Origin of the sequence: Nocardia sp. NPDC005825 (assembly GCF_040630175.1) — a bacterium.
In the GTDB taxonomy this organism is placed as follows: Bacteria; Actinomycetota; Actinomycetes; order Mycobacteriales; family Mycobacteriaceae; genus Nocardia.
Genome location: NZ_JBEXXC010000001.1, coordinates 835256 through 847377, shown reverse-complemented (window position 1 = coordinate 847377; position 12122 = coordinate 835256). Strand labels below are relative to the sequence as shown.

Genomic DNA, 12122 nt, shown 5'->3' with positions numbered 1-12122 from the left:
CATGGCCAAGTCCTCACCCATCGTGGTGGATTCCGACTCCGAGCTCGACTACGAGGCCACGCCCGCGGACAAGCGGCACAGCCTGTTCGAGCGGCTCTACACCGGTACCGGCGGTTTCGAGATCGTCGGCAAGCGCAAGGTCTACTACGGCATCGCCGCGGCGCTGATCGCGATCGCGATGGCCAGCATGGTGTTCAAGGGGTTCACCCTGGGCATCGACTTCGCCGGTGGTTCGCGCATCCAGCTGCCCGCCTCGGACAGCGTCACCACCTCCAAGGTGGAGGATGTCTACCGGTCCGCGCTCGGCCACGACCCGGTGACCGTGCAGAAGGTGGGCTCGGGCTCCTCGTCGACCATCCAGATCCGGTCGGATTCGCTGAACGCCGAGCAGGCCGACAAGCTGCAGAACGCGCTGTACGACTCGTTCCAGCCGAAGGACTCGAGCGGACAGCCCAACCGCAACGCGATCAGCGTGGCCGAGATCAGTGAGACCTGGGGTGGCCAGGTCACCCACAAGGCCTTGCTCGCGCTGGTGGTGTTCGTCGGATTGACGATGCTCTATATCGCGATCCGCTTCGAACGGGACATGTCGTTCGCGGCGATCGCCTCGCTGTTGTTCAACCTCATCGTGACCGCGGGCATCTACTCGCTGGTCGGATTCGAGGTGACGCCGGCGGCGGTGATCGGTCTGCTCACGATTCTGGGCTACGTGCTCTACGACAACGTGGTCGTCTTCGACAAGGTCGAGGAGAACACCAGCGGTGTGCTGCACCTGACCAAGCACACGTACGCGGAGAAGGCGAACCTCGCCGCCAACCAGACCCTGATGCGATCGATCAACACCACCGTCATCGGCATCCTGCCGATCATCGGCATGCTGGTGATCGCGGTGTGGCTGCTGGGCGTCGGCACGCTCAAGGACCTGGCGCTGGTGCAGCTGGTCGGCATGATCGTCGGTGGTTACTCGTCGATCTTCTTCGCCGTCCCGATCCTGGTGTCGCTCAAGGAGACCTGGGGTCCGGTCGCCGCGCACACCAAGAAGGTGCTCAACCGCCGGGCGGGCGGCAACCGGGCCCGTGTGGGCGTGGCGGCGGCCGAGCGGGCCGGCGTCGCCGGTCGCGGTTCGGACGCCAACGGCGCCGCGCGCGAGCACGGGCCGCGTAGCCAGGGCACCCGGGCGCCGCGTCCGGGCGCCCGGCCGAGTGGGAAACGACAGCAGCGACGGCACTAGGCGCACAGGGGGTTTCGCGGGTGAAGCAAGACCAGAAGATTGTGCGCCGGACCGCCGTCGACACGACTGTGCGCCGGACCGTCGTCGCGCTGATGGCGGGCACGCTCGCCGCCGGCGCGCTGGCGGGCTGCGCGGGTAAGAACCAGGTGCCCTCCATCGGGTACGGCGTGGACGCGGTCGTCGCCTCCTACAACGGCGGCAGCGCGCTCGGTGCGAACAGCGGTGCGACCGCGGTGTTCTCGCGGGTGCTGACCGGGTTCTTCTACACCGGACCCGACGGGCAGCCGGTGGCCGACACCGATACCGGCACCGCCAAGGAGGTGCCGGGCGAGGCCCAGACCATCCAGTACCGGCTCAACCCGGAGGGCGTCTACTCCGACGGCATCCCCACCTCCTGCGACGACCTGGTGCTGACCTGGGCCGCGCGCAGCGGGCGGTTCACCAAGCCCGCACCGGGCGGCCCGGTCCCGATGTTCGAGGCGGCGAGCACCGACGGCTACCGCGACATCGAACGCGTCGACTGCCAGCCCGGATCCAAGGACGCCACCGTGCTGTTCCGCCCGGGCAAGCACTATGCGGCGTGGAAGACGCTGTTCAACGCCGCCGAGCTGATGCCCGCGCACGTGGTCGCCACCCAGGTGAAGATCCCGAACGTGGTGACCCCGGTGCAGACCGGCGACCAGCCCACTCTCGAGCGGGTCGCCGACTTCTGGAACAACGGCTGGAAGCTCACCCCCGGCAAGGTGGACGCCACGGTGCTGCCGTCGTCGGGTCCGTACCGGATCGACTCCTTCACCGACAAGGACGGCCTGGTCCTGGTGAAGAACGAGAAGTGGTGGGGCAACCAGCCCCGGACCGGGCGGATCGTGGTCTGGGACCGGCACTCGGACCTGAAGTCCAAGGTGTCGGACAACTCGATCGGCGTGCTGGACGTGGGCGCGGGATCGCTGGGCGACGTGGGTCTGGGCAGCTTCCACAGCCAGAATCTGCCCGGTCGCGGCGTCGAGCAACTGGTGCTCGCCACCGGCGGTGTGTTCGACCGCACGGACGCGCGTCGCGGCTTCGCCTCCTGCGTGCCGCGGCAGGCGCTGTTCGAGAAGTTCGGCCACCCGGACTACACCGTGAAGATCGGCCTGGGCGCCGGGCCGCTGAATTCGCGGACCGTGCAACAGGATTCGGTCTACTACCAGTCGATCTCGGGTGCGGGCGACAAGTACAAGGGCGACGGCACCGCCGCCCAGGCGGCCGCGTCCTCGAGCGTGGCCAACCAGACCGTGCGGATCGGCTACGTCAAGCCCGACGAGCGGCGCGCCGCCATGGTCGCCGCCATCGCCGACGCCTGCAAGGGCGCCGGGGTGAACGTGATCGACGCGGGCGCACCGGATTTCACCGCCGCGCAGCTCACCGAGGGCAAGGTCGACGCGATCCTGGGCGGCACCGCCGCCATGCCGGGCCCCTCCGGCACGCTCGCCGCGACCGACGCCATCGCCGCGCTGCGTTCCGGCGCGGGCCTGAATTTCGGGCGGTTCGGCAACGGCCGCTACGATGCCATCGCGGATCAGCTTGCGGCGGAGGACAACTCGACAGCCGTGCTGAATCTGCTCAATGAGCAGGAGAACCTGCTCTGGAGCGAGATGCCGTCGATTCCGCTGTTCGCCTCCCCCCGCACCATCGGGTTCGGCAACGGCATGGAGAACGGGATCGCCAGCGCCACGAAGGCGGGCGCGGGCTGGAATATGGATCGCTGGGTACTGAAACGGTAGTTGTGCCGGACCGGCGTGGTGAACGAGGAGTGGGTGTAGATGAGCAAGCACGAGATGCTGGAGACGGCCGAGCTGGTGGGGGAGCGGGCCGCCCGGGCCGAGGAAGCGGTGCGGCGGCTGACCCGCTGGCACGATGACTTCCCGACGCCGGGCGTGCGTTTCGCCGACCTGACCCCGGTGTTCGCCGATTCCGCGGGCTTCCGCGCCGTGCTCGACTGCTTCGCCTCCTGCGCTCCCGACGCCGATCTGGTCGCCGGTGTCGACGCGCGCGGCTTCCTGCTGGGCGCGGGCGTGGCCGCCATCCTCGGCACCGGCGTGGTCGCGGTCCGCAAGGCGGGCAAGCTGCCGCCGCCGGTCATCTCCCGCGAGTACACCCTCGAATACGGTTCGGCCGCACTGGAGATCCCCGCCGACGGCATCGACCTGAAGGGCCGCAAGGTGCTGCTGCTCGACGACGTGCTCGCCACCGGCGGCACCCTCGCCGCGGCGGCCGAACTGTTCGTCGCCGCCGGGGCCGAGGTGACCGCGGCCGCGGTGGTGCTCGAGCTCGGCTTCCTCAACGGCCGTGAGCGCCAGGGGGATTACCCAGTGACCTCGATCGTCGAGCTCTGACCGGCTTTCTCCGGTCGCGCGTCATCGTCCGCTCGGTCAGCGGGCGATGACGCGGGCCACGAATCCGCTGACCACCAGCCAGAAGATGGCGGCCAGGCCGTAGTCCAGGATGATGTCGAAGTCGACGCTCCCGGTGTGGAACAGTCCCGGGAAGAACAATGCGAGTGGTTCGGCGAGCCCCTTGATGAAGACGAAGAACTTGTTGGACTGGTCGGCATCGAGGACCAGCATCAGGATGTAGACGCCCTCGATGAGGGCGAACAACGCGCCGACGCCGCTGATGATGCGAGCGGCGTGGACTTCATTGCGGGCGACGTACGGCATATCGGAGGGATGCCCGCCGGATGCCGGTCGAAACAGACACGCAGGTCCGTGAAACCGCGTGTCCGCCATGGCATGATGTCCGAGTGATCAGCGCGGCGGCCGGGAGCTTTCGGGCGTGAGGCCCAAGTACCTCGTGGGTGGGGCGATCTGCCTGATATTGGGGATGATGACGCTGCTGCTCGTCATCATCCTGCCCGCCAGTGAGACCAGCTGCGGCCCAGGATCGCCCGCCATTCCCGCGCTCACCTCCGCGCGCACCGAACCCAGCTGCCCGTCCACCGGCTCGCCTGTCGAGGCGGGGCTGCAGGAGGGCGCGCTGCGCGTCCTGCGCTGCACGGTGGCGCGCTTCGGGATGATGGACATGCGCGGCGTGGTCGACGACGATGCCAGCCCCGACCTGAAGGCCGGGCGCGCCGTGGAATTCATCGTCGGCGGCGATTCCGGCAAGGGCGACGCCATCGTGTCGTTCCTGCAGGAGAACGCCGCCGCCTTCCGCGTCGACTACCTGATCTGGAAGCAGCGCAGCTGGACTCCCGGCGCGGCCGCCGGCATCCAGTGGACGCCGCTGGGGGATCGCGGCGACGCGGCCCGCAACCGCCTGGACCGGGTGCTGGTCGCCGTCAAGGACGCGGCCCCCACCTCGACCGTGCTCGCCCCCGCCAACGCCTCCATGGCCGCCGCGCCCGGCCGGGTGAACGAGGCGGGCAGCCTGACCGGCGCGGGACGCCACCAATACCCGCTCGCCGCAGGCACATTCACCATCTCCGACACCTTCGGCGCGCGCGGTGGCGCGCACCTGGGCGTGGACATGGCCGCCGCCGCGGGCACCCCCATCTACGCCGCAGCCGACGGTCTGGTGGTGGCCTCGGGCGCGGCCTCGGGGTTCGGCGACTGGGTGGTCATCGATTCTCTCGACGAGAGCGGCCGCCGCTACTCGACGGTGTACGGGCACATGTACGAGAACGGCATCTTCGTGCGCACCGGCGACATCGTGCAGATGGGCCGCCACATCGCCGACGTCGGCAGCAATGGCGAATCCTCGGGCCCGCACCTGCATTTCGAGCTGGTCCCGGGCGGGCGCATGACCGGCGGCCACCAGGTCGACCCGATGCCGTGGCTGGCCGGCGGCAGCATCCCCGCGCCCTCGGGGCCGTACTGCGAGAACGGATTCGGCACCGCGGGCGGCAATCTCGCCGCCGGGAAGGTGCCCGCCGAACTCGAGATCTGGTACCGGCGTGCGGGTTCGCTGTGCCCGGAGATCGGCGCGTCGCTGTTGGCCGCGCAGGGGCAGGCCGAATCCGGGTTCCGCACCGACGCGGTCTCCCCGGACGGCGCGCAGGGCATCGCGCAGTTCATGCCGGGCACCGCCCGCGCTCTCGCCCCCGACGGACAGCCCTACGTCATCGACGCGGACGGCAAAGGCTATGCCAACGTGCTGGATCCGGCCGACGCCATCATCGGGCAGGGCCGCTACATGTGCGCCATCGCCAAGACCATCGAGGGCTGGATGGCGGCGGGCAAGGTGTCCGGTGACCTGACCGCGCTCACCGTCGCCGCCTACAACGCCGGTGAGGGCGCGGTACTGGCCTCGGGCGGCATGCCCAATCAGATCTCGCGCCATTACACCGAGACCCGGCCCTACGTGGCGCGCATCCTCGCCGCCGAACCCGGGTTCCGCAGCCTCGGCAGCGAGGGCCGGTTCCAGGCCGACTCGCACGCCGACCTCGGGCCGCAGATCGTGGCCGCCGGTGAGCAGTGGATCGGGACGCCGTACGTGTTCGGCGGCGGCGGCCCCGGCGGGCCCAGCGACGGCGGCTTCGACCAGGCCGGATTGACCGCGGCCGCGGTGTTCGCGGGCAGCGGCAGCGCCATCACCCTGGCGCGGACCGCCGAACAGCAGTGGGAGCAGGGGGTCGAGGTGCCATTGCTGTCGGCTAAGCCCGGCGACCTGGTGTTCGGGTCGTTCGGGCCGCGTGGGCCCTCCGATGTCGGCATCTACACCGGCGGCGGCCGCATGCTGCACGCCGAAGCCGGCGGCAAGGTCGGCGAGGTGCCCCTCGCCAACGGCATGAAGGCGCGCCGCATCGGCAGCTGAACGGGGTTGGCCCGGGGTATCGGGACATGTAGTATCCCTATTCATGTTGATGGGTGAAGGCGTCGAGTGGGGGCTGCACTGCTGTGTGGCCCTGGGCTGGCTCGACGATCACGCGCCGATCGCCACCGCCCGGCTCGCCGAGATCTTCGAACTGCCGCCGGAGTACCTGAAGAAGCGGCTCCAGCCGCTCGTGCGCGAAGGGATCCTCGAGTCCACTCCTGGAGCGCGCGGCGGATACCGGCTGGCGCGGGCGCCCGAACGCATCACCTTGATGGACGTCGTCGCCGCCGTCGAAGGGCGCACGGAAGCCTTCCGATGCACCGAGATTCGCCGTCGCGGCGCGGGCGCCGCGCGGGGGCGCGAGGAATTCGCCCAACCCTGCGGCATCGCCGCGGCGATGGGCCGGGCGGAACTGGCCTGGCGGCGGGAGCTGACGGCGCAGACGGTGGCCGACGTGATGGCCGGGACGCCTGCCAATGCCTCGAAGTACACACGCCGCTTCTACGAGAACGTGACCGGCTGACCGGTCGTTTCGCCCGCGAGAACCGACCCGGCCCGCGCCGGGTTTCTTCGGAAGGAGATTCGGGACGATGAGTATCCCGGTTAAGGCCGGTTCGGCCGCACCCGCGCACGTGGCCGATCGGAACGGGCTGCGGCGCACGGGGATTCTGGCGCTGGGCACCTTCGCCGTCGGCACCGACTCGTTCATTCTGGCCGGATTCCTGCCGGATGTGGCCGGGACATTGGACGTTTCGCTCGCCGGTGCGGGGCTGGCGGTGACGGTCTTCGCCGCCACCTACGCGCTCGGATCGCCGGTGCTGGCGACGCTGACCGCGCGGCTGGCGCGCCGGACCCTGCTGGTGTCGGCGCTGCTGGTGCTCGCCCTGGCCAACCTCGGCTCGGCACTGGCGCCGGCGTTCGGGATCCTGCTGGCCACCCGGATCGTGGCCGCGCTCGGGGCCGCCGCCTTCACCCCGAACGCGGCGGCGGTGGCCTCGGCGCTCGTTCCGCCGCGGGCTCGAGCGCGTGCGCTCGCCGTCGTGGTCGGCGGTCTGACCGTCGCGACCGCGCTCGGCGTGCCGCTCGGTGACCTGCTGGCCGAGCGGATGGGGTGGCGCTCGGCCTTGATCGGCGTCGCGGTCGTGTGCGCGGTGGCCGCGGCGGGAGTCGCGGCGTGGGTGCCCGCGCTGCCCGGAAATCCGGTGGTGCCGTTGGCGACTCGGCTGGCGGTGCTGCGCGACCGATCCGTGGCGGCCGTGCTGCCGCTCACCGTGCTCGGCATGGGCGCGGCCTACACCGGGTACGCGTACGCGGTTCCGGCCCTGGGGGCCTTGGGAATCGGTGCGTCGGACACCGCGTGGGTGCTCGGCCTGTACGGGGTCGGCGCGATCGCGGGCAATCTGTCGTCGGGCTACGCCACCGATCGGTTCGGACCCGTCGCGGTGCTCACCTCCGGATACGCGCTGATGGCCGGCTCCCTCGGCGCCATGGCCGTGCTGGCATCGACCGGTGCGCGGCTTCCCGTGCTCGTCGGTGTGCTGGCACTCGGCTGGGGTGCGGCGACCTGGTGCCAGACGCCCGCGCAACAGCACCGGCTCATCGCCGCCGCGCCCGCGGAATCCGGGCTGGTGGTGGCCTTGAACGCCTCGTGCATCTACCTCGGCATCGGGGCGGGGAGCGTGCTGGGCGGGGTCACCCTCGGACACGGCGTGACCGTCATGTTCGGCGTGGCCGCCGCACTGGCGCTGGCGGCGCTCGGGTATCTGCGCGTCACAGCGCGCTGACGTGCGCTGAGACTCGGCTCACGAAATATGTTCTTGCCCGGGCCTGTTGATCTCGGTTACCGTAGTTCGGTTCTCATTCCCGTCTGATCGGAGACATGCCGTTGATCTTCTGAGGTGATCGCCGAGTGGCCCGCAATCGCGCGCCGCATTCGCTCACTCTCGGGAGGCCCGCATGTCTATGCCTGTTATTTCTGTTTCCGATCTCACCTTCGCGTGGCCGGACGGCACCCCTGTGTTCGACGGACTCGACGCCCAGTTCGGGCCGGGTCACGTCGGCCTGGTCGGCACCAACGGCGCGGGGAAATCGACCCTGTTCCGCCTGCTCACCGGCGAATTGCGCGCCCAGCGCGGCTCGGTGACCATGCCGGGACGATTCGGGTACCTGCGTCAGGACCTCGGACTCGCCGCGGGACAGCGGGTGGACGAGGTGCTCGGGCTGTCGGAGCTCCGGAAGGCGTTGCACCGCATCGAATCCGGGACCGGTGACGACACCGACTTCGAGACCGTCGGCACGGCCTGGGACATCGAGGAACGCGCGGTGGCGCTGCTGGGGCGACTCGGATTGCATTACGTCGCAGGCGATGTCGCGCACCTGGACCGCCGCCTGGACACCCTGTCCGGCGGGGAGACCGTGCTGCTCGGCCTGGTGGCCGAACTGCTGCGCGAACCCGATGTGCTGCTGCTGGACGAACCGACCAACAACCTCGACCGAGTGGCGCGTGAGCGGCTCTACGAGGTCGTCGGCCAGTTCCCCGGCACCGTGCTCACCGTCAGCCACGACCGCGAACTGCTGGACCGGGTCACCACCATCGCCGAACTGCGGCACGGCGAGGTGCGGCTCTTCGGCGGCAACTTCACCGACTACCAACGGATCATCGACGCCGAGCAGGAAGCCGCCCGCGCGGCCGTCCGGGAGGCTCGCAGCGATGTCCGCAAGCAGTCGCGCGAACTCGTCGAAGCCCGCATCAAACTCGACCGCCGCCAGCGGTACGGGCAGAAGATGTGGGACCAGAAGCGCGAACCCAAGATCGTCATGGGCGAGCGCAAACGCCAGGCCCAGGTGTCGGCGGGCAAGCTGCGCAACAACCACATCGGCAAGGTGGAGGAGGCCCGGGATCATCTGACCGACATGCAGGACCGGCTGCGCGACGACCGCGAGATCCGTGTCGACCTGCCCGGCACCCGGCTCTACCCGGGCCAGGACGTCCTCGACCTGACCGAGGCGCGACTGGCGTGCGGGCCCACCGTGACCCTGAAAATCACCGGGCCCGAACGCATCGCGCTCACCGGACGCAACGGCATCGGCAAAACCACGCTGCTGCACCGCATTCGGGAGGAGGGCCCGGCCGTGCCGTGGCGCATGCTGCCGCAACGCCTCGACGTCTTCGACGAGTCGAAGACCGTGTTCGAGAACGTCGCGGCCACCGCGCCGCATGCCGCACCCGAGCGGATCCGCGCCCAGCTGGCCCGGTTCCTGTTCCGCGGCGCCGACGCCGACGTCGCGGCCGGGGCGCTCTCGGGCGGGGAGCGGCTGCGGGCGGCGCTGGCCATGCTGCTGCTGGCCGAACCGGCGCCGAAACTGCTGCTGCTCGACGAGCCGACCAACAACCTGGACCTGCCCAGCCTCGCCCATCTCACCGAGGCGCTGGCGAGCTTCCAGGGCGCGCTCGTGGTGGTCAGCCACGACCCGCGATTCCTGGCCGGCATCGGGGTGACACGACGGCTGGAACTGACCGGTGACGGGCTCGCGGCGAGTCCGAGCGAACAGTGAGCAGGACGGGTATCGTTCATCGCTCCGGAGCGGTTGGCACCGGCGGTGAACGCTGCCCCGGTCGTGATCCGATTCCAGGACTAAAGTGGATGATCTGGGTGGTTGAACGGTCCGATATGGTTTTCCTTTCGAGGCCGCGAGCGGAGGTGGCATGACACAGCATCTGGAGAAGGCGAACTCGGGGCAATCGCCCGAGGAAGGATCCGCCACCCCGGCGGCCAACGCACAGTCCGCGGCCGCCGCCCGCAACACCACCGCCGTCCCCACCTCCGCCTCCCGCCGCGTCCGCGCCCGCCTGGCCCGCCGGATGACCGGGCAGCGCGGTATCGCGGCGGTCAAGCCGGTCCTGGAACCGCTCGCCAGCGTGCACCGCGAGCTGTACCCGAAGGCGAATCTGGCTCTGCTGCAACGGGCTTTCGACGTCGCCGACGAGAAGCACCAGCACCAGTTCCGGAAGTCCGGCGACCCGTACATCACCCATCCGCTCGCGGTCGCCAACATCCTGGCCGAGCTGGGCATGGACACCACCACCCTGGTGGCCGCCCTGCTGCACGACACCGTCGAGGACACCGGGTACTCGCTCGACGAGCTGACCGCCGAATTCGGCACCGAGGTCGCCCACCTGGTCGACGGCGTCACCAAGCTGGACAAGGTCAACCTGGGCGCCGCCGCCGAGGCCGAGACCATCCGCAAGATGATCATCGCCATGGCCCGCGACCCCCGCGTGCTGGTGATCAAGGTCGCCGACCGGCTGCACAACATGCGCACCATGCGCTTCCTGCCGCCGGAGAAGCAGGCCAAGAAGGCGCGCGAAACCCTCGAGGTGATCGCGCCGCTGGCGCATCGCCTCGGTATGGCCACGGTCAAGTGGGAGCTCGAGGACCTCGCGTTCGCGATCCTGCATCCCAAGAAGTACGACGAGATCGTCCGCCTGGTCGCCGACCGCGCGCCCTCGCGTGACACCTACCTGGCCAAGGTGCGCGCCGAGATCGTCAACACGCTGGCCTCGAGCCGGATCACGGCCGTCGTCGAGGGCCGCCCCAAGCACTACTGGTCGATCTACCAGAAGATGATCGTCAAGGGGAAGGACTTCGACGACATCCACGACCTGGTCGGCATCCGCATCCTCTGCGACGAGGTGCGCGACTGCTACGCCGCGGTCGGCGTCGTGCACTCGCTGTGGCAGCCCATGGCCGGGCGGTTCAAGGACTACATCGCCCAGCCGCGCTACGGCGTCTACCAGTCGCTGCACACCACCGTGGTCGGCCCCGACGGCAAGCCGCTGGAAGTGCAGATCCGCACGCAGGACATGCACCGGACCGCCGAGTTCGGCATCGCCGCGCACTGGCGGTACAAGGAGACCAAGGGCAAGCACTCCAACGACTCCACCGAAGTCGACGACATGGCGTGGATGCGTCAGCTGCTCGACTGGCAGCGGGAGGCGGCCGACCCGGCCGAGTTCCTGGAGTCGCTGCGCTTCGACCTGAAGTCGCCGGAGATCTTCGTGTTCACCCCCAAGGGCGATGTGATCACGCTGCCGCAGAAGTCGACCCCGGTCGACTTCGCCTACGCGGTGCACACCGAGGTCGGGCACCGCTGCATCGGCGCGCGGGTCAACGGCCGCCTGGTGGCGCTGGAACGGCAGCTGGAGAACGGTGAGGTCGTCGAGATCTTCACCTCCAAGGCCCAGAACGCCGGCCCCTCGCGCGACTGGTCCAACTTCGTGGTGTCCCCGCGCGCCAAGGCCAAGATCCGGCAGTGGTTCGCCAAGGAACGCCGCGAGGAGGCCCTCGAGGCGGGCAAGGACGCCATCAGCAAGGAGGTCCGTCGCTCGGGCCTGCCGTTGCAGCGTCTGATGAGCGTGGACGCCATGAGCGCCCTCGCCCACGAACTGCACTACACCGACATCTCCGCGCTGTACGCGGCCGTCGGCGAGAACCAGGTGTCCGCGCACCACGTGGTGCAGCGGCTCATGGCCCAGCTCGGCGGCGTCAGCGATGTCGAGAACGAACTGGCCGAGCGGTCCACGCCGTCCACGGTGCCCGCCCGCCAGCGCACGACCGGCGATGCAGGCGTGGAGATCCCGGGCGCGCCCGGTACCGTCTCCAAGCTGGCCAAGTGCTGCACCCCGGTGCCCGGCGACGAGATCATGGGCTTCGTGACCCGCGGCGGCGCGGTCAGCGTGCACCGCACCGACTGCACCAACGCCGACTCGCTGCGCGCGGAGCCCGAACGCATCATCGAGGTCAAGTGGGCGCCGTCGCCGTCGTCGGTCTTCCTGGTCGCCATCCAGATCGAGGCCCTCGACCGGACCCGCCTGCTCTCCGACGTCACCAAGGTGCTCGCCGACGAGAAGGTCAATATCCTCTCGGCCGCGGTCACCACCTCCGGTGACCGGGTCGCCATCTCCAAGTTCACCTTCGAGATGGGCGACCCGAAGCACCTCGGGCACCTGCTCAATGTGGTCCGCAATGTGGAAGGCGTCTACGACGTCTACCGCGTGACCTCCGCCGCCTGACCTCCCTCCACCCCGAAACGGGGT

9 protein-coding genes are annotated in these 12122 nt (G+C 69.7%); 8 read left to right on the top strand and 1 reads right to left on the bottom strand.

The window, feature by feature from the left end:
- The first annotated feature begins 1 nt into the window (after position 1).
- The 3 genes from secF to ABZ382_RS04010 all read left to right on the top strand — a co-directional run bounded on the left by secF (position 2) and on the right by ABZ382_RS04010 (position 3606).
- A complete protein-coding gene (secF, locus tag ABZ382_RS04020; protein WP_357083593.1) occupies positions 2-1231 on the top strand; it encodes a protein translocase subunit SecF in 1230 nt (409 codons plus the stop codon).
- Between the two features lie 92 nt (positions 1232-1323).
- Positions 1324-2994, top strand: coding sequence for an ABC transporter substrate-binding protein (locus tag ABZ382_RS04015; protein WP_357084048.1), 1671 nt, complete (start codon positions 1324-1326; stop codon positions 2992-2994).
- A gap of 72 nt (positions 2995-3066) precedes the next feature.
- Positions 3067-3606, top strand: coding sequence for an adenine phosphoribosyltransferase (locus tag ABZ382_RS04010; RefSeq protein ID WP_357084045.1), 540 nt, complete (start codon positions 3067-3069; stop codon positions 3604-3606).
- A gap of 36 nt (positions 3607-3642) precedes the next feature.
- Here ABZ382_RS04010 and ABZ382_RS04005 read toward each other — a convergent pair whose 3' ends face one another.
- Positions 3643-3930 carry a hypothetical protein gene (locus tag ABZ382_RS04005; RefSeq protein WP_357083590.1) on the bottom strand — a complete coding sequence of 96 codons (288 nt, stop codon included), beginning with the start codon at positions 3928-3930 and terminating at the stop codon, positions 3643-3645.
- 115 nt (positions 3931-4045) lie between these two features.
- On the opposite strand from ABZ382_RS04005, the gene ABZ382_RS04000 reads away from it, so the two are divergent.
- From ABZ382_RS04000 to ABZ382_RS03980, 5 genes are all read left to right on the top strand, one after another.
- Positions 4046-6025 carry a peptidoglycan DD-metalloendopeptidase family protein gene (locus ABZ382_RS04000; protein WP_357083587.1) on the top strand — a complete coding sequence of 660 codons (1980 nt, stop codon included), beginning with the start codon at positions 4046-4048 and terminating at the stop codon, positions 6023-6025.
- 43 nt (positions 6026-6068) lie between these two features.
- Positions 6069-6548, top strand: coding sequence for an Rrf2 family transcriptional regulator (locus ABZ382_RS03995; RefSeq protein ID WP_357083584.1), 480 nt, complete (start codon positions 6069-6071; stop codon positions 6546-6548).
- A 67-nt stretch (positions 6549-6615) separates the two neighbouring features.
- Positions 6616-7809 carry an MFS transporter gene (locus ABZ382_RS03990; RefSeq protein ID WP_357083581.1) on the top strand — a complete coding sequence of 398 codons (1194 nt, stop codon included), beginning with the start codon at positions 6616-6618 and terminating at the stop codon, positions 7807-7809.
- Between the two features lie 172 nt (positions 7810-7981).
- Positions 7982-9580 carry an ATP-binding cassette domain-containing protein gene (locus ABZ382_RS03985; protein ID WP_357083578.1) on the top strand — a complete coding sequence of 533 codons (1599 nt, stop codon included), beginning with the start codon at positions 7982-7984 and terminating at the stop codon, positions 9578-9580.
- A gap of 151 nt (positions 9581-9731) precedes the next feature.
- Positions 9732-12098, top strand: coding sequence for a RelA/SpoT family protein (locus tag ABZ382_RS03980; RefSeq protein ID WP_357083575.1), 2367 nt, complete (start codon positions 9732-9734; stop codon positions 12096-12098).
- Positions 12099-12122 lie beyond the last annotated feature (24 nt).